Source organism: Streptomyces sp. NPDC001231 (genome assembly GCF_042896885.1).
In the GTDB taxonomy this organism is placed as follows: domain Bacteria; phylum Actinomycetota; class Actinomycetes; order Streptomycetales; family Streptomycetaceae; genus Streptomyces.
Genome location: NZ_JBIAXS010000023.1, coordinates 121,472 through 146,930, shown reverse-complemented (window position 1 = coordinate 146,930; position 25,459 = coordinate 121,472). Strand labels below are relative to the sequence as shown.

The 25,459-nt window shown below is 73.4% G+C and carries 16 protein-coding genes; 2 read left to right on the top strand and 14 right to left on the bottom strand.

The annotated features are described in order from the left end of the window. Positions 1-9: 9 nt before the first annotated feature. Positions 10-1,542 (bottom strand): IucA/IucC family protein, encoded by a 1,533-nt coding sequence (locus ACFY3J_RS26480; RefSeq protein ID WP_390841871.1) that lies wholly within the window; start codon positions 1,540-1,542, stop codon positions 10-12. Between the two features lie 111 nt (positions 1,543-1,653). On the opposite strand from ACFY3J_RS26480, the gene ACFY3J_RS26475 reads away from it, so the two are divergent. Then, the gene (locus tag ACFY3J_RS26475; RefSeq protein ID WP_390841870.1) at positions 1,654-3,147 is read left to right on the top strand and encodes an IucA/IucC family protein; all 1,494 of its coding nucleotides are present in this window, start codon (positions 1,654-1,656) and stop codon (positions 3,145-3,147) included. Between the two features lie 72 nt (positions 3,148-3,219). Here ACFY3J_RS26475 and ACFY3J_RS26470 read toward each other — a convergent pair whose 3' ends face one another. The 12 genes from ACFY3J_RS26470 to ACFY3J_RS26415 all read right to left on the bottom strand — a co-directional run bounded on the left by ACFY3J_RS26470 (position 3,220) and on the right by ACFY3J_RS26415 (position 22,272). Continuing rightward, on the bottom strand, positions 3,220-4,560 hold the full coding sequence (locus tag ACFY3J_RS26470) for an amidohydrolase (protein WP_390841869.1): 1,341 nt from the start codon (positions 4,558-4,560) through the stop codon (positions 3,220-3,222). Between the two features lie 67 nt (positions 4,561-4,627). Further along, on the bottom strand, positions 4,628-6,580 hold the full coding sequence (locus ACFY3J_RS26465; protein ID WP_390841868.1) for a TOMM precursor leader peptide-binding protein: 1,953 nt from the start codon (positions 6,578-6,580) through the stop codon (positions 4,628-4,630). Further along, on the bottom strand, positions 6,577-7,332 hold the full coding sequence (locus tag ACFY3J_RS26460) for an ABC transporter permease (protein ID WP_365424450.1): 756 nt from the start codon (positions 7,330-7,332) through the stop codon (positions 6,577-6,579). The genes ACFY3J_RS26465 and ACFY3J_RS26460 overlap by 4 nt, the downstream gene beginning before the upstream one ends. Beyond that, positions 7,329-8,297, bottom strand: a complete 969-nt coding sequence (locus tag ACFY3J_RS26455) for an ATP-binding cassette domain-containing protein (protein WP_390841867.1) — start codon at positions 8,295-8,297, stop codon at positions 7,329-7,331. The genes ACFY3J_RS26460 and ACFY3J_RS26455 overlap by 4 nt, the downstream gene beginning before the upstream one ends. Positions 8,298-8,344: 47 nt before the next feature. Further along, positions 8,345-9,532 carry a metalloprotease gene (locus ACFY3J_RS26450; protein ID WP_384185265.1) on the bottom strand — a complete coding sequence of 396 codons (1,188 nt, stop codon included), beginning with the start codon at positions 9,530-9,532 and terminating at the stop codon, positions 8,345-8,347. Further along, positions 9,529-10,662, bottom strand: coding sequence for a lantibiotic dehydratase C-terminal domain-containing protein (locus ACFY3J_RS26445; protein WP_384185268.1), 1,134 nt, complete (start codon positions 10,660-10,662; stop codon positions 9,529-9,531). Before ACFY3J_RS26445 ends, ACFY3J_RS26450 begins: the two co-directional genes overlap by 4 nt. Further along, positions 10,650-13,526 carry a lantibiotic dehydratase gene (locus ACFY3J_RS26440; RefSeq protein WP_390841866.1) on the bottom strand — a complete coding sequence of 959 codons (2,877 nt, stop codon included), beginning with the start codon at positions 13,524-13,526 and terminating at the stop codon, positions 10,650-10,652. The genes ACFY3J_RS26445 and ACFY3J_RS26440 overlap by 13 nt, the downstream gene beginning before the upstream one ends. 18 nt (positions 13,527-13,544) lie before the next feature. Further along, positions 13,545-15,182 carry a nitroreductase family protein gene (locus tag ACFY3J_RS26435; RefSeq protein ID WP_390841865.1) on the bottom strand — a complete coding sequence of 546 codons (1,638 nt, stop codon included), beginning with the start codon at positions 15,180-15,182 and terminating at the stop codon, positions 13,545-13,547. A 116-nt stretch (positions 15,183-15,298) separates the two neighbouring features. Beyond that, positions 15,299-17,266 carry a TOMM precursor leader peptide-binding protein gene (locus ACFY3J_RS26430; protein ID WP_384185277.1) on the bottom strand — a complete coding sequence of 656 codons (1,968 nt, stop codon included), beginning with the start codon at positions 17,264-17,266 and terminating at the stop codon, positions 15,299-15,301. Further along, on the bottom strand, positions 17,256-19,514 hold the full coding sequence (locus ACFY3J_RS26425; protein ID WP_384185280.1) for a TOMM precursor leader peptide-binding protein: 2,259 nt from the start codon (positions 19,512-19,514) through the stop codon (positions 17,256-17,258). The genes ACFY3J_RS26430 and ACFY3J_RS26425 overlap by 11 nt, the downstream gene beginning before the upstream one ends. A gap of 126 nt (positions 19,515-19,640) precedes the next feature. Beyond that, positions 19,641-21,554 carry a BTAD domain-containing putative transcriptional regulator gene (locus ACFY3J_RS26420; protein WP_384185283.1) on the bottom strand — a complete coding sequence of 638 codons (1,914 nt, stop codon included), beginning with the start codon at positions 21,552-21,554 and terminating at the stop codon, positions 19,641-19,643. Positions 21,555-22,101: 547 nt separating this feature from the next. Next, complete coding sequence (locus tag ACFY3J_RS26415) at positions 22,102-22,272, bottom strand: thiazolylpeptide-type bacteriocin (protein ID WP_031128743.1); 171 nt, start codon at positions 22,270-22,272, stop codon at positions 22,102-22,104. A gap of 210 nt (positions 22,273-22,482) precedes the next feature. Between ACFY3J_RS26415 and ACFY3J_RS26410 the strand changes: the two genes are divergently transcribed. Then, positions 22,483-23,397: a HipA family kinase gene (locus tag ACFY3J_RS26410; protein ID WP_384185288.1), complete on the top strand. Its 915-nt coding sequence runs from the start codon at positions 22,483-22,485 to the stop codon at positions 23,395-23,397. Positions 23,398-23,733: 336 nt separating this feature from the next. On the opposite strand, the gene aceB is transcribed toward ACFY3J_RS26410, so the two are convergent. Further along, positions 23,734-25,359: a malate synthase A gene (aceB, locus tag ACFY3J_RS26405; protein ID WP_390841864.1), complete on the bottom strand. Its 1,626-nt coding sequence runs from the start codon at positions 25,357-25,359 to the stop codon at positions 23,734-23,736. Positions 25,360-25,459 lie beyond the last annotated feature (100 nt).

Sequence of the window (25,459 nt, the reverse complement as noted above, 5' to 3'; positions counted from 1 at the left end):
CGGCGGATCCTATTGACCGGACGTGCCGGGGATCAAAACGAGCGGGTTGGGCAGCCCGGTCCACAGGTCGCCGGATGTGCCGGGCGACAGCCTCATCAGCGTCAACGCCTTTGCCGGAAGCGGTTGTTCGCGCAGCGCCTCGAGATCCGGGGTGCGCGGCAGCTCCCGTACGGCCGGCTCCAGTGCCGCCCGCAGCGCGGCCGCCGATCCGGCCGTGCCGGCCAGCGCGCCCGCCACCAGCGAGCCGAACAGCTTGCGGCGCAGGGCGGTCGGGTCGTCGGTGAGGTTCCGGGCGGGCAACTCCGGTACGGAGATGCCGTGCCGGGTCAGCCGGGCCGGGCTGACCCGGATGTCGGCGAGGTCGCGGTAGACCAGCCGCAGCGGGGATCCGGATGCGGACAGCACGACGAGCAGGTTCTGGCCGTGTGCCTCCAGGGCCACCCCCAGCTCCAGCAGACGCAGTCCGACGGCCAGCGCCAGGCGTGTGAACTCGCCCGTCCAGGACGGCGAGTCGGGCAGGCCCGTGGTGGGCAGCGCCGCCACCGGCACCACCTGCTCCCCGGGGGCGGCGTACGCCTGCGGCGACTCGCGCCACAGGGCCGCCAGATCGGGGGAGCCCGCGGTGGCCGCGCCCAGGGTGCGTGTGATGTGCAGCAGGCCGTCCGTGCGGGCCGCCAGGTCCACGGCGAAGTCCGACAGGGCGGCGGAGGCGGTCACCGAGGCGACCGAGATGTCCCGGACCGAGGACGTCAGCCGGGCGCTGAGCGAGGTCTTGACGTGGAGCCCGCCGGGCACGGCCAGGGTGCGCAGCGACATCAGCGGATGGGCCGCCAGGGCACGTTCCCCGCACGGCCGTTCGAGCACATGCGTCGCCTGCCAGGGGTGCACGGGGATCAGCAGCCGCCCGCCGTCCCGCAGGTCCCGCGGCCACGTCCCGCTCACCAGGCACTCCCGCTCCGGCACCGGCAGCAGGCCCAGTTCGACCGACGGCCGGTGCTCGGGCCCGTACGCGAGCTGCTCGGCTACCGAGAAACCGGGCCGGGAACGGCAGTTGGGGTGGAAGGGGTGGCCGTCGACCACCCGCTGTTCCCACTGCCAGTCCGCCACCGGCCACTCCTTTGGACGTCCCTCGCCCCGGGGTGGCTGATCGGCCCGCGACAGTGCCAGCGAGGCGACGCTGTGCCCGAGTTCGGCGGCGAGCGAGTCGCCGTGCGGCACGGCGAGGTCCCCCATCAGCCGTGCCGGATCGTCGTGGGCCGCCCCGGCCAGACGTACGGCCGTGACGTACGCGGAGGTGGCGTACGGGTCGGACGGCGGCCCCTCCAGCCGGCGGCCGTCGCGCAGCCGCAGGACGAGCGCGTCCCGTGTGCGCTCCCGGCCGGTGATCCACGGCAGCGGCTCTTGGGCGAGCGCGCGCCACAGCCGGGTCAGTACGGCGGCCCGCGCGTCGTGCAGCCGCGCCGCGTACCGTGAGACCAGGTCGGGCCGCACGGCGGCCAGCTCCTCGGCGACCTCGGTCTCGGTGGCTGGGGGACGGTGCACGGTCGGACTCCTCCGATAGCGGGCGGGCGTCAGGTCCGCGCGTGCCGGGCAGACATACTGATCACCTTCGCACCGTGTGGACCTATGGACCGAACGGACCGAGTAAAACGCATGGAGCTCACGCCCCCCACCGACGACGCCGCGGAGCGCGCGGACGCGTACGCGTCCGCGCCCCTGCTGAACTGCCTGATCCGCGAGGTCGCACGGCCGTACCCGGATCCGGGCGGCCGGCGGACGTACCGGCTGCCGGGCGTGGACCGGCTGCTGCGGGTGCGCGACGGGCGGCGGCCCACCGCACCGGAGGTGTACGCGGAGGGCGGCTGGCAGCGGATCGACCACCCGGAACTGGTCAAACTCGTGGCCGAGGAGCTGCGCCGGCACACGGGCCTGCCCAACGACGAACTGCCCGCCGAGATGATCGACAGCCGGGAGGCGGTGGCGGCGCTGCTCGCCGCCCGCGACCGCGCGCCGGCGCCCGAGGACCCGTACATCCGGTCCGAGCAGGCGCTCGTCACCGGCCACCCGTACCACCCGGCGCCCAAGGCACGCGGTGGCGGCCCGGTCGCCTCCTGGCTGCCGTACGCGCCCGAGGCCCACGCCCGCTTCCCCCTGGAGCTGCTCGGGGTGCGCGAGGACGTGGTCGCCGAGGAGGGCGACACCTCGGCGCTCGACGCGCTGGGCCAGGCCCCGCCCTGCTACCGGCTGCTGCCCGCCCACCCCTGGCAGCTCGAACTGGTGGGCCGCGACCTCGCCTCGGCCTTCGCCGACGGACGGCTGCTGCGACTGGGCACGACGGCCCGAACGGTGTGGCCCACGGCGGCGGTCCGCACCGTCCACGTCCCCGGCGCGGACCTCTTCCTGAAGTTCAGTCTGGACGTGCGGATCACCAACGACGTACGGCGGTTGTGGCGGCACGACCTCGGCAGGCTGCGCCGCACGGACACGGCGGTCGTGACCGCCTTCGCCCATCTGCCGGGCCCGGCGGCCTGGTTGTCCGACCGCGGCTACCGCACCGCCGCCTTCGCCTTCGAGGAACTCGCCGTCGTCGTCCGCGACGGACTGGGTGAACACCTGGTGCCCGGCGCGACCCCGCTGCTCGCCGCGGCCCTCGCCGAGGGCTTCGACGGCAACCCGCTCGACGGCCCGGCGGACCCGGCGCTGTGGTGGGAGGCGTATCTGCGCCAGGTGATACCTCCCGTCCTCGGGGCCTTCGCGCGGCACGGCGTCGTCCTGGAGGCCCATCTGCAGAACTCGCTGATCGCCGTGGACGCCGCCGGCCTGCCCGTGCAGGCACTCTTCCGGGACGCGGAGGGCGTCAAGCTGCTGCCGGACGTCTCCCGGGCCGCCGGATGGGAGCGGCTGGTGTACTGCCTGGTCGTCAACCACCTCAGCGAGATCGCCGCCGCCCTCGCCGAACGCCACCAGGGTCTCGACCCCTGGCCCGCCGCCCGCCGTGAACTCGCGCGCCACGACCTGCCCGAGGCCGCCGCCCTGCTCACCTCGCCCACCGTGCCCGGCAAGACGAACCTGCTGCTGCGCTGGACGAACGCCGACGGCGCCGCCGCCCGCTACCGGCCGGTGCCGAACCCGCTGGTGAGCGCGTGACGGCCGGGAAGTGCCACGACTGCCCGCCACACCCTGGCCGGTGTGCTCCGCGACGCGACTGCGGCCGGGCTCTCACGTAGCGGCGAACTGGTCGAGTGCCGCACTTGTCAGCGCGGCGATCGCGGGGCGCAGGGCGCTGCCGATGTGGGGGGCGAAGTGCGGGGAGTGGTTCGGGGCCGGGGGTGGTGAGGCGTCGGGTCCGTCGGCCGTCGCCCGGCGCCATTCGTCCGCGCCCACCACGCCCAGCATCCAGTAGACCAGCGGAACTCCGTGCTGCCCGTGGACACCGGCTCCGGCGTCCCCGAACAGTGGGAAGTCCTCCGTGGCCATCGATCCCGGCCAGGGCAGGACCCGTCCGGGGCCCAGGAGTCCGGTGTGAGCGCGCCGTATCGAGTCGGTGGTGTGCGGGTCGCACCGCAGGGCCGCCGAGCGGGAGGTGACGGTCACCTCGGGTTCCCGGGGGGCGCCCGCGGCGGCGCTCTCGGCGAGGACGATGCGGCGCACCGCGGTCAGCGCCCGGTCGAGGGACGCCTCGCTCGAAGCGCGGACCCCGATGCCGAGTTCGGCGCGGTCCGGTATCACGTTGGCGGCCGTTCCGGCCCGCAGCGTGCCCACGGTCAGGGTCACCTGGTCGGCGGGCGCGGTCTCGCGTGCGACGACGTTCTGGAGCCGGGTGACGACGGCGGCCGCGGCGACGACCGGATCCACCGCCAGGTGCGGAGTGGCGGCGTGACCGCCCTGTCCGTGCAGCACCACGTCGAGCACCGCGCCGGCCGCCGCCATCGGCACCTGCCGCGCCGCGTGCGCGACCGTGCCGGAAGGCAGCGGCGCGGCATGCTGGGCGAGGACGACGCCGGGGCTGCCGAACCGCTCGTACAGTCCGTCGCGCAGCATGGCCTCGGCCCCGCTGAGCGTCTCCTCGGCCGGCTGTCCCACCACCACCAGGGTGCCCCGCCATCGGTCGGACAGGCGGGCGAGCAGGTCCGCGGCGCCGGCCGCGGCGGCCAGGTGCAGGTCGTGGCCGCACGCGTGCATGGCGTCGTTGCGGCTGGCGTACGGCAGCCCGGTCCGTTCGCGCATCGGGAGCGCGTCGAGCTCCGCCCGCAGCCAGACGCGGGGGCCGTCCCCGTTGCGGAGCACGCCGACGACGCCGTGGCCGCCCACCCCGTGGGTGATCTCGAAGGCCGCCGCGGCGAGTCGCCGGCCGAAGCGGTCCGCGGTGCGGGCCTCCCGCCCGGACGGTTCCGGATGCGCGTGCAGGTCCAGATAGAGGGAGAGAGCGGGACGCAGCACGTCCCCGGCGCGGGTGAGGAGGTCCTGCGCGCCGGGCGGCAGCGGGTCGCGGTCGGTCACGACCGGGGCGTTGTGGCCGGCCCGTGCCGGGACCGGGGCGTGGTGGGACGGCGGGTTCATGGGCGGACTCCGGGGAACGGCCGGGCCTCCGCCGCGGTGCGGGGAGGCCCGGGTGCGGGAGGTGGGCTCACGGGAAGGGATGCGGGGCCCGGCGGATCTCCGCGTCGGTGAGGTCGCGGTCCCGGTGTCCGCCGCGTCGCAGCGCGGTGCGCAGCCGGGGCATCAGCAGGGCCCGCTGCCGGTTCCAGCCGAAGTCGATCGGCAGCAGTCCCGGCACCACCGTGCCGACCGTCCGCAGCCCCATCCGCTCCTGCTCGGGCGAGGTCTGGTCGACGACGATGACGTCATGGCCCGCCCGGACCAGTTCGTCCCTGACCACGGCGACGTCGTCGCGCAGGTCGCCGGTACGGGGGCGGCCGTGGCTCTCCCAGTCCCGGTACACCTCGTCGAAGGGGCGGGCCCCGGACGGCTCCAGGTAGCCGCGCGCGTACTCGGCCATGCGGGGCAGCCCGTAGAGCTGGGGGTGGTCCTTCAGGTGACGTACCAGGAAGAAGTCGTCGGCCATGGCCTCCAGTTCGTCGCGGCGTTCGGCGGTCTGCCGGGCCAGGTGCGGTATGTAGCTGAGCACTTCGGACAGTGCCCCCTCGACCGCGCTCCTCGGGTCCAGTGAGGCCGCGGCAGCGAAGGACAGGGTGCCCGGGCCTCCGTCCCGGCGGACGCCGACCACGGTGACGGCCGGGATGGCCAGGTCGATCCGGTTGTCGAAGACATGGACGTCGTAGCCCTGCAGGGCGGCCCGCTCGGCCATGGCGGCGGCCGTCGGACTGCCGACCGTCTCCAGGTCGATGAGGGGGAGCCGGGCCGCGCCGTACCAGCCGTTCAGGAAGGAGTCGCGCTCGACGAGTTCGAGCAGTCCGCCCAGGACCGCCTCCTCCAGACACCCGCCGATGGCACAGCCGTTGGAGCACTCGAAGACGAAGTTGTCGTCGGCCGGCGGGATGCTGTAGTAGACCAGCCGCGACGGCACCAGTACGGGGCGCTCGTCCCGTAGCGACCAGCCCCACTCCCAGGGGATGGGCCGGCCCGGGTCGAAGGGCTCGACCAAGGGGTCGTCCCGGTAGGTCTCCGGGTTGTACAGGCCGCACACCGCGGGGTCGACCGCGTCGGCCCTCAGTTCGTCGTAGGAGCCGACGACCGGCGCGGAGCCGCCACGCCGGTGGGTGCCCGCGTACCGCTCCAGGCCCTCCAGGAAGGCGAGCCGGCGGCTGGTGGCGAAGGAGTTCTCCTGCCCGCTCCAGGTGACGTCGTGGAGCCCCGCGTACCCCCGGATGAACACGCTGCCGGCCACCGGAGCGGTGGTCGACGAGGTGACGTCGGTCCAGGTGCCGGCCCCCAGGGCGCCGCAGACCGGATTGGCCAGGGCGTCGGTGGGGAGCGGGTAGGCGAAGGCCGAGCGCAGCCGGTAGGTGCCGGGATCCGGCTTGGGACGCGGGGCCGGGGTGAGCGGCGGGACGCTGCTCGGTGCCTCAGCCCGGGGGCCGCAGTCGGGACAGAGCGGGTCGGCGAGCAGTGGGAACGTTCTGATCAGCAGGTTCGCCAGGTCCAGCCGGGTCACCTGGGGCAGGGCGCGGTCCGCCGGAAGTTCGGCGGGGGGCACCGGGCAGGGCCTGTTCAGCAAGGCCTCGCACAGCGCGGCCACGGTGTCCTGGACATGGCTGGTGAGCAGTGGCCAGGCGCCCGCCGGGCGGGGCCCGTCCGGGCCGCCGGTCTCCAGCGCGTTGCGCTCGCTGCGGCTGCGCAGCCGCTGCCACCGTACGGCGAGGCAGCGGCCGCAGGCGGGCGCGCTGCCGTCGCCTCCCCACGGGCCGAGCAGGATCGCCGAGGCGCTGACGTGGACCAGCGCCGTCGGGCGGTCCGCGGCCCAGGGGTCCGGGGCCCCGGCGTCCCCACCCCCCGCGCCGACGGCACCGACCGGCACGACCCGTGGGGCGCCGGCGCCGAAGTGGCCGTCCAGGAAAGCCTGGAGAGTGTCGCGGGCCTCCTCCATCGGGTGCGCGAGGAGCCGGGGCGTGGCGCTCATGACGTCTTCGTCCAGCGGAAGGTGCGCGCCGCGGCTGCCCCGAAGACGACGGCGAACGCGACGAGCCCGGCGCACCCCACGCCGATGTCGGACAGGTCGCCGCGACCGGTCAGAGCCGCCGACACGGCGTCGTTGAGATAGCGCAGAGGCATGATCAACGAGACCTTCTGCAGCCAGTCGGGCATGGCGTCCAGCGGGAAGAACGACCCGGACAGGAAGGCCATGGGCAGCATCAGGAAGTTGGCGATGCCGGCGACCGACTCCGGTGTGTCGGCGATGCTGCCGATGATCACCCCGAGCAGCAGGAAGGTGGTGATGCCGAGGACCATGACGGGAATCAGCAGGGGCCACCGGGACGCGGGCACCAGGTCGAACCCGGGAAGCATCGCCACCCCGACGAACAGCACCGACTGGACGAGCCCCACGCCCAGGGCGAGGACGTAGCGGGACCCGATGACGGAGGACAGCGGGGCGGGCGACATACGGATCATCCGGAGGATGTCGTCCGCGCGCCACTGCATCAGCGTGAACCCGATGCCGAAGACGGCGGCGTTGGCGACGCCCCAGGAGAGCACGCCGGCGGCGGTGTAGGAGAGGTAGGAGAAGCCGCTCTCCTCGACACTCCGGCCGCGGAAGACGAGCCCGAAGACGACGAGGAAGATCAGTGGGAAGGCGAAGGTGAAGAAGACGGTCGTCTTGTCCCGGACCTGGGCGCGGTAGCCCGCCGTGGTCAGCGCGGTGTAGGCGCTCATGCCTGCTGCTCCTGGTTGTTCGTGGTGAGGGGGGCCCGGGTCTGCCGGGCGGTGATCTCGAGGTAGACGTCCTCGAGGGTGGGGGTGCGGGTCTGGACACCGTCCAGACCGGTGAGGGGGTCGAGGGCGGCCAGCACCCGGCCGGTGGCGCGGGTCTCCAGGACGAGGTGTCCGCCCTGCACGGTGACGCCGTCCACGCCGGGAAGGGACGAGGCCTCGCGCTCGTCGATCCGGCCGAGCGGAACCAGCAGCCGGCTGGTGGCGCCGAAGGTGCCGATCAGGTGCTGCGGTTCGTCGGTGACGACGAGTCGGCCGGCCACCAGGATGCCCACGCGGTCGCAGAGCGCCTCCGCCTCGTCCAGGTGGTGTGTGGTGTACACGATGGTCCGGCCCTCCGCCTTGAGACCCCGCAGGACCTCCCACAGATCGCGTCGGCCCTCCGGGTCGAGCGCCGCGGTCGGCTCGTCGAGGAAGATCAGCTCGGGTCCGTGGACCAGCGCGGAGGCGATGGCGAGCCGCTGCCGCTGGCCGCCGGAGAGGTCGTCGACCCGGACGCCGTGCTGCCCGCCGAGGCCCACGGCGTCGAGGGTGGCGTCGACGGCCTCGCGCTCCGCGCCGAACAGCGCCGCGACGGTACGCAGGTGCTCGTGGACGGTCTGCCGCACGAAGAAGGCCGAGGACTGGGTCTGCACGCCCATGCGCGGCAGCAGAGCGGTGTTGCGCGGCCAGGGCGACTCGCCGAACACCGTGACCGAGCCGGAGTCGGCCTTGCGCAGCCCCTCCATGATCTCCACCAGGGTGGACTTCCCGGCCCCGTTGGGGCCGAGCAGCCCGAAGAACTCGCCGCGCCGGACGCCCAGGGAGACGCCGTCGACGGCCCGCCGGTCGCCGTAACTCTTGATCACGTCGCTGACCTTGACGGCGGGTTGGGCTCCGTGGTCTGGGGTGGGGGAGGTGGAGCTCATACGGGTACCTCATTCATGAGTTGCGTGATCTTTCGAGGTCGGGACCGTCATCGGAACAGCAGGAGAACGACGGCGGTGCAGGTGCCGGCCGCCGCGAGCAGCACCAGAGCGACCGCCGTGACGGCGTAGGACGTGTAGAGACGGCGGGCGCGCCGCGAGTAGGCGGTGACGGCGTCCCGCCCGCGCCGGCGCAGGGTCAGGTAGATCCGGGTCTCAGGGGCGAGGTTGGCGGTGCCCAGGGCGTGGCCGAGGATGCGGTACCCGTCCAGAGGCGGCAGCGGGACGAGGTTGCTCAGGGCCTGCGCGATACCGACGAAGAGCATCCCGGTGAGCGGCGGGCGGCTCGGGTCGGCCGGGTCCAGGAGCGCCCACCAGAGCCCGAAGGGCAGCAGGAGCACCAGGTTGACGTACGCGCCCGCGGCGGCGACCACCAGCTTCGCCCGCAGGCCGGGCAGGAACAGGTAGTTGTCGACCGTGCAGTACATCATCATGGCCGGGAACCGCCAGCGCAGCCCGATCTCGGTGACCACACCGCCGTAGTGCCGGGCGGCGATGCCGTGGGCGAGTTCGTGCAGACAGATGCTGAACCAGAGGAAGACCGCGAACGGGATCAGGACGAGGGGGCGGGTCAGCAGTTCCAGCGTGCCGTCGAGGAGCGCCGCCGGATCCGCGAACACTGCGACGATCATAGCCAATGCGGCGGCTACCAGCGGCAGTTGAGCCCAGGGGCGTAGCAGCGGGCGCAGCAGCCGGTGGAGGCTGCCGGTGGTCCTGTGCGCGTCGGCGACGGTCCGCCGGCTGCCCTTCCAGAAGGTGCCGGTGCGGGCCGGGGGCGGTTCGGGCGGTGCGGGATCCGGGGATCCGGCGAGCAGCCCGCGGGTGCCGAGCAGGCCGAGCAGCCGGGTCCACTGTTCCTCGGGGAGCCTGCGGCTGAACCGGGCCGCGTACTCGGACACGACGTCGTCGAGGTTCCGGGTTCCGTCGAGCCGGCTGATGACGAAGTGTTCCTTGGGGCCGACCTCGAACGCGGCGCCGCTGACCGGGTGCTTGATGAGGTGGACGGTGCGCGGGCCGCGCAGCAGGGGCGGACCGATCAGCACGCCCGGACGCAGCGCGGGCCGGTAGGCGCGGGCGGCGGCGGAACGGTCCGCGGTGGAACTGTCGGTGGCGGAACTGTCCGTGGCAGAACGGTCCGCGGCGGAACGGTCGGTGGCGGAATGGTCCGTGGCGCTCATGAGGCGTCCTGCCGTCCGCCGGCCGGCTCGCGCAGGACCCGGCCCAGAATGAAGGCCAGGTATGCCTCGTCCCGGATCGTCACATGCAGCCGGTTGTTGGTCATGTGCATATACGGCGACAGCAGGCGGGGCAGCACCGCCGGCACCTGGGTGACGGTCACCAGGGGAGCCGCGTCGGGATCCTCGGCGCGCTCCTGGCCGGCGTCCTCTCGCGCCGGACCGTCCCAGGCGGGGAAGGCGAGTTCACCGCGCTCGGTGAGGTCCACCACCTTCGCGCGCAGTTCCAGGCAGTGCTCGGCCCAGCGGCGGAGGAACGCCGGCAGCCGGGTCAGGTCGCCGCTCGCCACGGCCTGCCTGAGCTGTGCGAACCGGGCGCCGAGGGAGGGCGCCATGCGCTCGTAGGTCCGCTCGTACTCGGTGGACCCGATGAAGTTGGTACCGGGGAACAGCCGGTGCCAGAAGGCGTAGTAGGAGTCGAGGTAGTCCGCGAGCCGCTCCTCCTCGGGGAGGAAACAGCTCGCCATCACCATCATCAGCTGGGCGGAGGTCCCGAGCAGCACCGTCCGCAGGTGCAGGTTCATGCTCCGGTACGCCTCCAGGACCAGGTCGCTGGAGTGCCGGAAGTGCCATTCGGCGAGGGCGACACCGGCCGGTCCGCCGTACTTGGCGTACTCGGGGGCGTAGACCTCCTGGGAGAAGGAGTTGTTCGGCCGGAGGTTCATCCGGCCGTCCGCGCCCATGTACCTGGCCCGGTCCTCGCCCGGGAACTCGATGTCGAACAGGGCGTTGTAGAAGTCCTTGAGGAAGCCGGAGTCGACCTCGTAGAGCGCGGGCCGGGTCTTCAGGAAGCCGTTCACCGCCTCCTCGGCGCGGCGGCGCACCTCGGCTTCGGCACCGGGGCCGCTCGGGCGCAGGCGGAGCCTCACATGTGGCCCCTCCAGCCAGTAGTTGATGAAGAAGTAGCCGGACAGCAGGCCGTCCTCGGTGAGTTGGCCGACCAGCGGGCGCACGCAGTTGACCAGCAGCGGCTGGGGGTTGGCGGCGTAGAAGACGTGCAGGGCCAGCCAGGGCGACGGTTCGGCGTCCTCGGGAGCCGGACGGAAGCCCGCGGGTTCGGTCAGTTCGGGCATGACGGTGCGACCTCCGGTCTGGACTGCGGCAGTTGGCGGGTGGTGAAGGTCTCCACGGCGAGTTCGGCCACGTGCCGGCCGCGCCGGGAGGTGAGGTGGAGGCCGTCCTCGGCGGGGAGCATTTCCCGGAAGGTCACCCGGGTGCCCGGCTTGCGCTCCACCAGGGCGTCGAACGCGGCCAGGGACAGCGGGCTGTCGAAGTCGACGTAGACGGGCTTGGCCCCGATCGGGCCCTGGCCGGCGTGGGAGACGGTGGCGAAGCAGCGGTCGGGCAGACCGTGGGCGCGCTGCCAGCGCCGCCACTCCAGGTAGCCCTCCTCCTCCCCGGCTCCGGGGCGCCGGGCCGGCAGGACCCCCGCGTCCGCGGTCCAGCCGCGCCGGCTGACCACCACGTTCCCGTGCCGGACCCGGGGCCTGCGGGTGACCCCGCTCTCGGCCTCGCCCTCGGGGACCCCCGCCCACACGTCGAAGGGGGCCATGGTGCTGGGGGAGAGGAGGAGCAGGGTGCGCGGGATCTCGGGAAGCGCGATCGGCACGAGGTAGCCGAGGTAGACCGGCACGACCTCGCGGTCGAGGCGGCGGGAGCGGAGCACCAGGCGTCCCGACGGCTCGTCGTGTTCGACGTAGAGGTCGTCGAGGTGGATCCGGGCCTCCTCGGGCACGGAACTGGTCTCGCCCGGGCAGACGATCTGGTGGTCGGTCAGCCGTCCGTGCAGGTTCAGGTTGCTGCTGACCGGCCCTCCGGTGACCTCCGCGAACACGGCGCCGACCGGACTGCGGGCCGCCATCTCCTCGCGCAGCGCGTCGGAGAAGCCGGGTGCCGCCGTGTCCGCGGCCGGTGCGGTGCCGTCGTAGAGGTGGGTGAACCGGCTGAAGGGGAAGGCCATTCCGCCGTAGGACTTGTTGAGGACGACCTGTTGTCGGCCGCCGGGAGGCCGGGACAGCTGGAGATGGTGGCTCTGCGGTATGAAGTGGCTGGTGAGCGGCGCGAGTTCGGCGGCGGTCTCGGAGAGCAGCCCGTCCGGCAGTTCGATCTCCTCGGCCTCGTTCCCCCCGCCGTGCTGCCGCCACAGGGCGCGCATGCCCTCGTGGAAGTGGCGGCGGGCCCGGTCGAGGGCCTTCATCTCGCTCTGCCCGAGCCAGTTCTCCTCCGGCACGTAGGCGCCGTCCTCGTCGAAGGAGGCCCGCTTGGAGGTGAAGGACACGTACTGGTCGAAGAAGTCCTCGTGGAAGTCGTGGACCAGGCCGAGCAGGTCGTCGCAGCGTCCCCCGCGGCCGTAGCGGGCGATGAAGAAGCCCAGCAGGGTGACGCGCTGAGGCAGCGTCAGGTCGAAGAGCGGCAGGACGCCCTCGACGGCCCGCAGGGCCCGGCCGGTCTCCCCGCTCAGCACGGCGGGCCCGCAGACCAGGTCGTCGCCCGTGCTGACGTCCTCGTACACCAAGGTCTGCGGAAGGGCCCGCTCCGGCGCTCCCAGTTCCCTTTGGGCATCAAGGAGTTGACCGCGCAGGACGCTCAGCAGGGTGCGGCGTTCACCGACGTCGGCCCCGGGGTAGCGGGCGAGGCAGCCGGCCGGGCCGTCCAGCAGGTGGGCCAGCCGGTCGGCCCAGGCGACCCCGAGCGAGCGCAGGGCCTCCTGGTAGGAACGCAGCGGGTCGCGGCTGTGCACGTCCGTGCGGAGCACCGGCACCTGCACCATGCCGAGGTCCAGGAGGGCCGACGCGTACCGTTCGCACTCGTCGCGTCCGGCGTCGTGCTCGGTCTGGAGCCAGTCCACCAGGTCCCGGTGGCGTACCGGCGCCTCGTGGCCGCCGAACCACTCCAGGAGCCGTTCCAGGGTGCCGCTGCTGCGCAGGAAGAACAGCCGGTCGCGGACCGCGTCGAAGGTGACGGCGGCGCTGTCGTCGCCCGCGGTCATGACATGGCGTACGTAGCGGATGCGGTCGGCGTCGCGTCCCCAGCCCGGGGAGAGGACCACCGGCAGGTCCCGGCGGCGTCCGGGGTCGGCCGTGATCAGTTCGGTCAGCCGGGCCAGCACCACCACGTTGAGCCGTACGTGGCTCACCCAGTCCTCGCCGGTGCGCAGGGCGGCCCCGTCGTCCCTCGGGTCGCCCGCGAAGGTGCCGAGGCCGATGCCGGTGAAGGTGCTGAAGGGGCTGGTCTTGCAGGCCGTGCGGTACAGGTAGGTCAGCGCGGAACGCTCGATCTTGCGCAGGCGGTTGCCCGGCCGCGGGCTGGTGTCGCGCAGGTAGGCGTCCAGTCGGCCGTCGAGGGCGGGCGAGGCCAGCAGCAGGCCGAGGCGCAGCCGGTCGTCGGTCAGCACATCGCGCAACGCGCGGCGGCTTTCCTGGAGTTCGCCGGCGATCAGGTCCGCTCCGGTGGCCCGGAGCTCCTCGAGACGGGCACGGTCCCGCAACCACTGGGCGGTGCGCCGGCCGGTCTCCCCGTCCAGCTCCGTCACCAGGCGGACGGCGGCCTCGGAGTCGGCCGGCAGACGGTTGTTGAAGATCTGCCGCCGCAGGTTGAGCAGGCCGCGCCGCACTGCGGCGGCGCCCGGGTCCTCGTCGGGGCCGGTGGTCGACTTGACCAGGGTGTGCAGCAGATCGCTGAGGGCCGCTCCGGCGGCCGTCAGGCGTTCCTCCTCGGCCAGCACGGCGTCGGACCAGCGGCGGGTGCCGGGGCAGCGCAGGCCGTGCACGGTCTCGATGGGCAGGCCGGCCGCACGGAGCACGAAGCGCCTGCCGGGCTCCCAGCGGGTCCCGGGCTCCGCGGCGGCGCCCGTGCCGGTGTCCGTGGCGGTGTCCGTGCCGGTGTCCGAGGCGGCGCCCGTGTCGATGTCCGGGGCGGCGGACTCTATGGGTGTCATGGGAATCCTCTGCGGCGGTCAGGCGATCTCGTGGCGGAAGTCGGCGGGCTCGGGCCGTTCGTGACCGAGGGCCATGATGAGCAGCGGGGCCTCGTCACCCTCCGCCAGCCCGAGGCGCTCGACGAACGAGACGTTGTCGAAGCCCAGCGCCACACCGGCGCCGAGGCCCAGGGCGGAGGCCGCGAGGTAGAAGCTCTGCGCGACGGCTCCGGCGGTGCCGACGGCGAGCCGGTAGCCGCGGTCGCCGAGGGCGTCCAGCACGGCGGTGGTCCGCACGGTGGGCACCAGGACCGCGCCGGCCTGCTCCAGGTTGTAGTTGGCCAGGAAGTAGTTCTCCTGGAGGAACGATCCCTGCGGGCCGGGGGCGACCGGACGCAAGGCACCACGGTCGGGGTCGTACGCGTACGCCCCCTGCTCCACGCCTTCCACGTGGTTGACGAAGGCGTAGAGCCTGGCGAGCCGGATCTCGCCGGACGGATCGGTGTCGCCGGCCAGCCGGGTCCCGGCGCAGGCCGCCAGGACCGCCGAGAGGTGGCCGCTGCCGACCGGGCGCCGGGCGTCGAACCTGCCGAAGCTGGAGCGGCGCCCGCGCAGGGCCCGGCGGACGCCGGTGTCCGGGAAGGCCGGCTCGGGCAGGGCCACGCGGACGCCGTCCGCGTCGTCGGGAAGGGCCGCGGCGGCGGCCAGCGCGCCGGGGCCGGGCCGGTCGGCGGCGCCCTCCAGCGTCGCGGTGTGCATGCCACGCAGCGCGTCGAAGTCCAGCAGGGTGCGCGAGCGTTCGACGTCCCGGTGCCGGACGGCGGGCCGGTGGCGCGGATCCGTGCGCGGGGCGTCCTGGCCGGCGGCGGCGTCCCGGCGGGGCGCCGGCCCGTCCCAGTGCAGCGGCACGACGGCGAACACGGTCTCCTCCTCGCCCGCCACACCGAGCAGTTCGTTCAGCCGGGGTTCGTCGAACCAGAGCACGGGGGCGAGCCGCAGGCCCCGGGCGGCGGCCCAGATCCGCCAGGTCTGCACCAGGGTGCCGAGGTCGGTGGAGACCACATGGAACGAGAAGCTGTTGTACTTGAAGGAGTTCTGCCAGTACTTGACGCCGAGGACCAGGTACTGGTCGGTGTCGAGGGCCTCTTCGGGCGCGTCCGGGCCGAGCGCGTCGCGGACCCGGTCCGTGACGTCGCCCGCCAGCAGCCGCTGCAGGGCGTGCCGGTGGATGTCGTAGTAGTGGAGACCCGGGGTGAGGGGGCCCGAGGGGCCGGATGCCCAGTGGATGCTCACCGGGTACAGCCCGCCGCCGCCCGCGGTGCCGCGCGACCAGTTCGCGTGGGTGTAGAACGGCAGCCCGGCCAGGTCGGTGTTGGCCTGGATGCCGAGGCGGCGCCCGGTCAGCCCGTAGGAGTCCTTGAGCATCGCCGACAGCAGCGGGAGGCTGAACCCGGGCGAGCCGTCGGCGTCTTGGTCCTGGGCGCTGCCGGGCAGCAGGCCCGGCGCGATCGGGACGTCGGCGAGGTCCTCGGTGCCGGGCAGGGCGAACGCCTCGGCGTTCGGGTAGTACTTGCCCTTGCGCGGGCCGTCGGCCCAGTTCACGACATGGTCGGTGGGTTCCATCGGGACGCGGCCGCGGTGCAGGATGGCGTGCGCGTACTCATGGGCGTACCCCATGGGATCCCCCTTTCCTCGGTTCCTCGGTTCCTGGGTTTCCTGGGTTTTCTGGGCTTTCTGGGTTCTGCTCGGTTCTTCGGCGCACTCGCGCCGGGGGCTGACGGACGGACGGCCGGTCACGGGAACGGGTGCGGGCCGGGATTGAGATCGGTCACGGCGAGGTCGTCCGGCCGCAGGCCCGCCTCGCGCAGTGCGGTGCGCATCCGGGGCATGTGCCGGGCGCGCTGCCGCGTCCAGCCGAAGTCGAGCGGGAGCAGCCCGGGCACCAGCACCTTCACGGTGTGCAGACCGAGAGCGCGCTGCTCGGGCGTGGTCTGGTCGACGACGACCACGTCGAATCCGGCGGACGTCACGGCGTCCACCGCGGCGAGCAGATCGTCCCGTACGTCCGGACCGGAGCCGTCGGTGCGGGTCCAGCGCAGGTCGGCCACGCCCAGTGGGTCGGGGGGCGAGGCCGGGCGGAGCAGGAAGTCGGCGTGGCGGCCCATCTCCGGCACCGCGTAGACCAGCGGATGGTCGTGCAGGCTGGTGATCTTCTCGAAGTCCTCGGCCATGGCGCGGTACCCGGACTCGTTGCGCCGGAACCGCTGGAGGAGCTGCACCGAGTCGGTGGCGATCTCGCACAGGGCCGCGGCGAGAGCGGCCTCGGGGGCGAGGGCGGCTCCGGCCCCGAAGCACATCCGGGCGAGGCCGCCGTCGAACCGTTCGGCGACCGCGGTGACCACGGGGACCGGGAAGGTGATCCGGGTGTCGAAGAACCTGGCCCGGTACCCGTACATGGCCATCCGGTCCACCATGAACCGGGTACGCGGGTCGGCGCTGGTCGCCGGGTCTATCTCGGGCAGCGGCTGCGTCCCGTGCCAGGCGAGCAGGAAGGCGTCCCGTTCCAGGACCTCCATCAGGCCGCTGAGCACGGCCTCCTCCAGACTGCCCCCGGAGGCGCAGCCGTTGGAGCTCTCCTGGACGAACCGGTGCTCGATCCCGGGCTTGTGGTAGAAGGCGAGGATCTCCGGGACGGGGCGGGGGCGCGCGTCCCGCAGCGACCAGCCCCACACCCAGGGGATCGGACGGTCCGGGGTGAACGGCGGCACCCATGGGTTGGCCCGGTGGAAGCCGTCCGTGTACAGGCCGGTCTCGCGCGGGTCGACGGCGGTCGGCCCGAGATCGTCCAGGGAGGCGGTCAGGGTGAGGGCGCGGCCCCGGGCGCGCATCCCGGCGAAGCGTTCGAGGCCCTCCAGGACGCCGATCCGGGTACTGGCGTGATACGTGTCGGCGTGACCGCCCCAGAACGTCTCCCGCAGATAGTCGCCGGAGCGGCTGGAGAAGCAGCCCACGGTGGCCGAGGTGGTCGGCGAGGTGACGTCACACACCACCGACGGCCCGACGGCGCCCCAGTGGGGGTTGGCGAACGCGTCCACCTGGAGGCCGTACGCGTCCACCGGCCGGACCCTGCTGACGCCCGGCCGGTACTTGGGCGCGGGCCGCAGGACGAGAGCGGCCGACTCGGCGGTCACCGGCTCCGGTGTGCCGCAGCCGGGGCAGTCCGGCTCGGGCACCAGCGGATGGTGACGGACCGTCAGCTTCTCCAGGTCCACCAGCCATACGTCGGGGAACGGTCGCCGGGCGTCCCGGGGAGCGGCGCCGAGCCGGGCGATCAGCGCGGCGACGGCCTGCGCGGCGAACGGCACCCGGTAGGGCCAGTGGCCCGCCTCCCGGGTCCCGCCGCGCAACTCGATGCCCTCCCGCAGGCCGACGGAGCGCACCCCCTGCCAGCGGCGCCGCAGACACTCGCCGCAGCCGGCCCGCCCCTCGGCGGGCCAGGGACCGACCAGCACCTGCCGGCCGTACAGGTGCACCGGGAGCGTGCCGCGTGTGGCACTGGTGGGGGCGGCGAAGGCACTGGTGGGGGCGGCGAAGGCGTCCCGCACACCGAGCGCGGAGACCTCGATGACGGGAACCCGGCGGCCCGGCCCGGACGGCAGTTCGGTCAGGGCGTGGCGGAGTTCCTCCGCGAAGAGGCGGCACGCCTCTCGTCGCGGCTCCTCGGCCCCGTCGACGGTGGCCTCGACGAGGTCAACGGTCATCGCCGGCCGCCTTGGTGAGCAGGACCCGGACGGTGTGGATGCCGGCGGCGGGCAGGTCGGCCGCGTGCGTGGGCACGACGAGGGCGTCACGCCCGGCGGCGGCCAGGCGCTCCAGGACGTCCGTCCAGGTCACCGCGGGCCGGCCGGTGGCGTCCTCCTGTGCCGTGACCGGTATCAGGGCCGCGTCGAGGTCCGCCAGCAGCGGGTCACCGGTGTCGGGCGCGCCCAGCACTCCCTCCGCGGCGACCTGGACCGTGCCGAGCAGGTCGCGCAGGGCGTCGGTGGCCGCGGCCGCCCGGTCCAGGGCGGCGCCGGTGGCCCAGCGGCACGGCTGGTCGGGCTCCGTCGGACGGGTCCTGGCCAGCACGACGGACACCCCGGTGTGGTCCGCCTCCCCGAGGTCGAGGACTTCGACGTCCAGTTCCAGATGCCCGGCGGAACGCAGCAGGAAGGTCGTCTCGGGGTCGTCGGCGAACTCGGCCGGGGAGATCACCGTGGTGCGCCCGGTCCCTCGCACGGACCGCTGGAGCGCGTCGTGGGCGAGCGCGGACAGCAGGCCGGCCGCCGCGGCCTCCGGGAGGCCGTCGCCCGCGCCGGCTCCGGCGCGGGACGGCTCGAACCGACGGTCCTGGTTGTCCGGCCCGAAGGGCCGTACGGCGCCGGCCGGCACCAGTGTCCGTTCCTTGGTCAGCAGCGACGTGGCCGCCACCCAGGAGGCGACCGGATCGCCTCCGGCGCCGGTGGCCGTGGTCAGCGTGTCCGGGTCCACCTTCGGCAGCGTGTCCGGGTGGTCCGCGCGGGAAGTGCCGTTCGGGGCGGGGAAGGCGGGCACCACGTGTTCGGCGTAGACCTCGGCGGCGGCGTTGAGGGCCCGCAGGCGGGCGCCCGCGGTGTGATGGACGTCGAACGCGGCGACGGTGCGGGTTCCGGCCGCGCCCAGACCGATCTCCACGGCGCCGACCTTCAGCGGGGTCTGGGTGACCGGTTCGTCCGCGTACCGGGTGAAGACTCCGACGGACGGCCGGACCGCGAGCGAGCGGCGGTCGAGCTCGGCGAGTGGCCCCTCGGTCGCGCCGTCGTCCGGGGCGGTGGCGACGACCGGCTGGAAGGCGGGCCGCTCGGGGGCCGCGGTCAGGTCGACGGGCTCGGGACAGTCGGGCCGGATCGGGCAGAACGGGCAGCGTGGATGGGGCAGCAGCCGCTCCGCCAGGACGTCGAAGGAGGCCATGTCCTGGAGCAGAACCTGTCCCCGGGTCTCGGCCGGCAGTGCCTTGGTGACCAGCCGGAACACTTCGTAGCCGAGCAGGTTGCCGAGCATCGCGGCGAGCGGGCCGCGCGGCCCGGGTCCGGGAGCGCCCCCCAGCGCCAGGCCGCTCCAGAGGTCGGCCGCGACCGCCGCGTCCCCCGTCGCGCCGAGCCGCAGCGCCGCGCAGGCCACGCACCCGACGGAGTCCGGGGCGCCGACCGGTCCGACCACCGCCCGGTCACCGAAGGTCCAGGCGGGGAGCAGGAGGCGGCCGTCCGGAACGCCCCGGCCGAGCAGGGCGATCGCGGTCCGGAACGCGTCGCGACCGCAGGCGGCGACCACCACGTCGTACCCCTCGTACGCGTTCCAGCCGCCCGCCGCGCCGGGTCCGGCGTCGGGCAGCACCGCCACCTCGGCCGGGCTGCCCTGCGCGGTGAGCTCCGCCGCCTCGGCCCTGAGCGCGCCGAACTCGGCGGCGGTGGCGGGGTTTTCGGTCAGAGCGGCCTCCACGCCGACGAAGGCGCAGCCGTTGCGGATCAAGGAGACCGCGCACCAACGGGCGACCGGTCCGTCGCCGAGCACGGCGACGCGGGTGCCGCGGAACGCGGCGAATCTGCTCCCGGCGTCGTCGGCGTAGTGGTCGATGTAGGCGATCTGCTGCCCGAAGCGGGCGGCGACCGCCGGTTCCACCGACGCGCCCGGTCTCTCCTTGGCGGGGTCCGGAACGGGCCGGGCGAATCCGCGCGCGTAGAGCGCCTTGACCAGGCCGCCCACCATCGCTTTCTGCGGGTCCTTGAAGCCGGCGCAGATCTCCGCCACGGTCCGGCTCCCGTCCAGGTGCGGGACGAGGAGGGTGGCGAACCGGTAGGCGGACGGGGAGCTGAGCTGGAAACCACCGTCGGCGTTGTGGAAGATCACGCCGCCCGGCGTCTCGGTGAACAGCACGTCGCGGCGCACCCTGGGCCGGGTGCGCGCGGTCTCCTCGTACGGCGTCGTGGGCATGCGGGGATCGCACCTCCGGGTCGGGGCCTGTCGGCCGCTCTGGTCTGAACAGGTGGGAAAGGGCGGGGCGTTCGTGGTGTGGGCCGGCCGAGCCGAGCCGGGTTCCGCGCAGTGGCGCCGGGGCCGTCAGGTGGCTCCGGACGGAAGCGCGCGCCGGGCCGGGGAGCCGACGGCCTGCGGGATGTCGCCGGTCCGGGCGGCCCTGTGCAGCGCGTGGGCGCGGAACAGGGTGTTCATCCGGAGCGTCCCTGGCTGCGCCTCGTCGAGGAGCCCGGTGTCGAGGAGCCGTTCGAGCAGTTCCTCGGCGTGTGTCTCGGAGACGGAGAGTGCGGCGGCCGCGGCCGGTCCGGTGATCTGCCCGGTCAGTCGCGCCAGGCGCAGGTGCGCGTCGGCCAGCGGGGCGGGCAGCCGGTCCAGGGCCGCGTCGAGGGCCAGCGGCACGGACATCCGGGGGTCGTCGGGCAGGGCCAGCCGGGCGGGCAGGTCCCGCCGCAGCCACGCGGCGTAGTCCGCCAGGCGCAGCTTCGGCCGGGTCAGCAGCCGGGCCGCGACGATCCGCAGGGCCAGCGGGACATGTCCGCACGTGTCCGTGAGGGTTCGTGCGGCCGTGGCCTCGGCCGCCACCCGTTCATGACCCAGGACGGCGGTGAGGAGCGCGTGGGACTCCTGCGGCGACAGGGCACCCAGCTGAAGCACCGCCGGGCCGTGCGTGGCGACCAGGGCGGCCAGTCCCAGACGGCTGGTGACGACGACGGCGCCGCAGCCGCTCACGTCGAGCAGCCCGCGCGCCTGGTCCGGGTGCACGACATCGTCGAGTATCACCAGGCACGATCCGCGGGAAGCGCCGGCGGGGAGCAGGGAGCGCAGTTCGGCGGCCGCCTCGTCGGCGGGTCGTGGCGCACCGTCGGGTCCGGTCAGCCGAAGCAGCACGCCGCCCGCGGGGTACCGGTCCGCCACCAGCTGCGCGGCGTGCAGGGCCAGCGCGGTCTTGCCCATGCCGGGGCCCCCGGAGATCACCGCGATCACCGGGGCGGCATCCGCCCGCCCGTCACTTCGGCCGCCGCCGCTCAGATGGCTCACCAGGTGGGCGGTCTCACGGGTGCGCCCGGTGAAGCCGGGGACGTGGGGCAGTCGGGGTCCGGGCGGGTCGGCCGGACCCGGGGACACGCGGCCGCCGGCGGGCGGGACGGGTCCGGCCGAAGCGGTGCGCCCGTGCTGCGCCGCGGGGTCGTCGGCCGTGGCGTCGCCCGCCGCGGGTACCACGTGCGACGTCAGTGTGAGCGGCGTGGCCTCGAAGGCCGGGCCACGGGATTCGTCGCCGCGCAGGATGGCCAGTTCCAGGCTCTGCAGTTCCACGCCCGGGTCGACGCCGAGTTCGTCCCGCAGGTGCGTCCTGATCCGCCGGTACTCGGCCAGCGCCTCGATCTGCCGCCCCACCCGGTAGAGCGCCCGCATCAACTGGGCGGCGAATCCCTCGTGCTCGGGGTGGGTCCGGGTGGCCTCCCAGAGGTCCACCAGGACCTCGCGGCATCGTCCCCGGGCCAGTTGGATCTCGCAGACACGTTCCAGGACGCGCAGGCGTTCCTCGACCAGCCGGGGCACCTCGTCGCGGTGTATGAGTTCGGAGGGGACATTGGCGAGAAGCGGTCCCCGCCACAGACCGAGTGCCGTGCGCAGCAAGGGGAGTTCGGACTCTCCGGCCCCGGCCGCCCTGGACACCAGGCGGCGGAAGTGCAGCAGGTCCAGGGTGTCGCTGTCGGCCGGGAGGCGGTAGCCCCCGGCGACCGCGACCACCGACTGCTCCTCTATGTCGTACTTCGCGAAGAGGCGGCGCAGCCGCAGGACGCAACTCTGCAGGGCCGCTTTCGCCGTCGCCGGCTGCTCCTCCCCCCAGACGGCCTGCCGGAGACGATCCGTCGGGACCACCTCGCCGGGGCGGACCAGCAGCGCCGCCAGCAGCGACGTCGGTTTGGACGGCGGAAGAACGACCACGTCACGCCCGTCGGTGATGCTGAGCGGACCGAGCAACTGAAAACGCACCGAGTTCCCCCGTTGACCGTCGAACACCTGCCGGACCGGCTCACCACGGCGCCTTCAGGGAAGTGGTGTCCTGCCGCCATGGCCGCCCCTGCCGGGAGCGGTGGCTCACGCAGGACCCAGGTCTCCCCTCTGGTGCGGGCGGGACGGAGCACGTGTGAAGTCGCCTTCACGAAACGATTCGGCCTTGTGGCAGTGGTGAGTGTCTACTGGCGTAGACCGCGGGTCAAGAGGCGGTCAAGCAATGCTCAAGGGATGGATTTCAGCCACTGACTATTCGTCAACTTACTTTGGTGCCAGTGTAGTTACTGGTTACGGACCTGTCGGCGTCCCGTGCCGGACGGACGCTTCAGAGAAGGCAGGCGCGTTTGGTGTATGGCGTTCTCCAAACCTTGTCACGGCATTCACTCCCGCCCCGGCCGGCCCGGGGCCGGGGCGCGTGCCGCCGGGCGCCGGTGCGGCCGGTCCGCGGGCACGGCAAACGCCCGGTTCGCGACCGCCTCTTGACGAGAGACGGCGCGAACCGGGCGCTGCCGCACCGGACCTGGGCTCAGGCGGAGCAGGAGGTGGTGCTGCAGGTGGAGCTGGAGGTCGAGGTGGAGCTGGTGCTGGTGCAGCCGGCCAGCACGACCTCGCTGGCGTCCGAGTAGTCGGAGATCTCGAAGGTCTCGGCCTCGAGCTCGAGGATCTCGTCCGCGAGGGTGCTCAGGTCCTTGTTCATGGTGCCTCCCGATGAGTCGGGGCGGACCGCCGTGGCCGGCGGCCTCCGCCGTGTGGGGTACGGGACCATTCCAGCGGCCTCCGCTTACCGTTCGGCACGTCTTCCGCTGGCATCCCGCTGGCACGCGGCGCCAGCGGGCGACCGGGGGCGCGCGGAGGGATCGGCACGCCAGTCGAAACTCGCCGGATTCTCCCCGTATAGCCTGGGAGGATGCTCACTGAGGTCCACGCCACCCGCTACATAGCGCCGCTGCGGTCCGGTGGCTCCGTACCCGGAGTCGTCGAGGCCGACGACCTCGGCACGTACGTGGTGAAGTTCACCGGCTCCGCGCAGGGCCGCAAGGCGCTGGTCGCCGAGGTGATCGTGGGTGAGCTGGCGCGCGCCCTCGGACTGCGGTTCCCCGAGCTGGTCCTCGTGCACTTCGACCCCGCGCTCGCCGCGCACGAACCCCACCAGGAGGTGCGCGACCTGCTCGACGCGAGCCCGGGCGTGAACCTCGGCATGGACTTCCTGCCGGGCGCCGCGGACTTCACCCCCGAGGTTGCCGACCACTTTCCGGTGGACCCCGTGGAGGCGGGCCGGATCGTCTGGCTGGACGCGCTGACCGTGAACGTGGACCGCACCGTCCACAGCTCGAACCTGATGGTGTGGCCGACCTTCGGCACCGCGCCGCCGCGCCTGTGGCTCATCGACCACGGTGCGGCCCTGGTCTTCCACCACCGCTGGGACGCCTCGGAACCGGGGAAGGCCTACGACTTCCGCCACCACGCGCTGGGCCGGTACGCGCCGGACGTGCGGGCCGCCGACGCCGAACTGGCCCCCAGGGTGACCCGGGAGCTGCTGCGGTCCGTCCTCGCCGAGGTGCCGGACACCTGGCTCGCCGACGAGCCCGGCTTCGCCGGCCCGGACGAGGCCCGGCACGCCTACGTCGACTACCTCGCCGCCCGCGTCGAGGCCTCCCCGGCCTGGCTGCCCACCGACTTCCCCACCCGCGAGGAGCTGGCGGCGGAGGAGTCCCGGCGGGCCGCGCGGACCCGGGCGGGCCGACCGGACTGGCTCAAACGCGTCCCCGACCTGCACGGCAGACCGGCCGCGGCGCAGGACTGGTCCGTGCACCTGGGGTGACCGGCCGCGGCGCGGGGCTGGTTCGTGTGCCTGGGGTGACCGGCCGCGGCGCGGGGCTGGTTCGTGTGCCTGGGGTGACCGGCCGCGGCGCGGGGCTGGTTCGTGTGCCTGGGGTGACCGGCCGCGGCGCGGGGCTGGTCCGTGCACCTGGGGTGACCGGCCGCGGCGCGGGATTGGTCTGGGCGCCTGGGGTGACTGGTTGCGGCGCGGGATTGGTCTGGGCGCCTGGGGTGATCGGTCGCAGCACGGGATTGGTTCCTGCGCCTGGGATGCGCCGGGGCACACGGCGCGAAGTGGCCCCGGAGGGTTCCGGGGCCACTTCGCGCGGTGCGGTTGTCAGCCCTGGAGCTGCTCGTACGCCGGCAGGGTCAGGAAGTCGGCGTAGTCCTCGTCGAGGGAGACCTGGAGCAGCAGGTCGTGGGCCTGCTGCCAGTGACCGGCGGCGAAGGCCTCGTCGCCGATCTCCTTGCGGATGTTCTCCAGTTCCTCGGCGGCGACCTCGCGGGCCAGCTCCGGCGTGACCTTCTCGCCGTTCTCGAACTCCACGCCCGCGTTGATCCACTGCCAGATCTGCGAGCGGGAGATCTCCGCGGTGGCCGCGTCCTCCATCAGGTTGAAGATCGCGACCGCGCCCAGACCACGCAGCCAGGCCTCGATGTAACGGATGCCGACCTGGACGGCGTTGACCAGGCCCGCGTACGTCGGCTTGGCGTCGAGGGAGTCGACCGCGATCAGGTCGGCCGCCTCGACATGCACGTCCTCGCGCAGCCGGTCCTTCTGGTTCGGCTTGTCGCCGAGGACCTTGTCGAAGGACTCCAGGCAGATCGGCACCAGGTCGGGGTGGGCCACCCAGGAGCCGTCGAAGCCGTCGCCGGCCTCGCGGTCCTTGTCGGCGCGGACCTTCTCGAAGGCCACCTTGTTGACCTCGGCGTCCCGGCGGGAGGGGATGAACGCCGCCATGCCGCCGATCGCGTGCGCACCGCGCTTGTGGCAGGTGCGCACGAGGAGTTCGGTGTAGGCGCGCATGAACGGAGCCGTCATCGTGACCGCGTTGCGGTCCGGCAGGACGAACTTGGACCCGCCGTCACGGAAGTTCTTGACGATGGAGAACAGGTAGTCCCAGCGGCCCGCGTTCAGCCCGGCGGCGTGGTCGCGCAGTTCGTAGAGGATCTCCTCCATCTCGTACGCGGCCGTGATCGTCTCGATCAGGACGGTGGCGCGCACGGTGCCCTGCGGGACGCCGACGTAGTCCTGGGCGAAGACGAACACGTCGTTCCACAGCCGCGCCTCCAGGTGCGACTCCGTCTTCGGGAGGTAGAAGTACGGGCCCTTGCCGAGGTCGAGCAGGCGCTGGGCGTTGTGGAAGAAGTACAGGCCGAAGTCGACGAAGGCGCCCGGCACCTGGGTGCCGTCCGCGTCGACGAGGTGGCGCTCGTTCAGGTGCCAGCCGCGCGGGCGCATGACGACCGTGGCGAGCTCCTCGTTCGGGCGCAGCGCGTAGGACTTGCCGGAGCCGGGGTCCGTGAAGTCGATGTTCCGGGTGTAGGCGTCGATCAGGTTGAGCTGGCCGAGGACCACGTTCTCCCAGGTGGGGGCGGAGGCGTCCTCGAAGTCGGCGAGCCAGACCTTCGCACCCGAGTTGAGCGCGTTGATGGTCATCTTGCGGTCGGTGGGACCGGTGATCTCGACCCGGCGGTCGTTCAGGGCCGCGGGAGCCGGGGCCACCTTCCAGGAGTCGTCCGCGCGGATCGCGGCCGTCTCCGGGAGGAAGTCGAGCGTGGAGGTGCGGGCGATCTCGGCGCGGCGCCGCGCCCGGCGGGCGAGGAGTTCGTCGCGGCGCGGCGTGAACCGCCGGTGCAGCTCGGCCACGAAGGCGAGCGCCGGGTCGGAGAGGACCTCGTCCTGCCGGGGCAGGGGCTCGGCGTCGACGATGGCCAGCGGGGACGGCGCTGGTGCGGACATGAGCTGTCACTTCCTTCGGGGGAGCTTCTTCAGCGAACCACGTTCAGTGCCACCATGCCGTGGCACGGGGTGCCAATGGCTATGAATACGGCATTTCGCA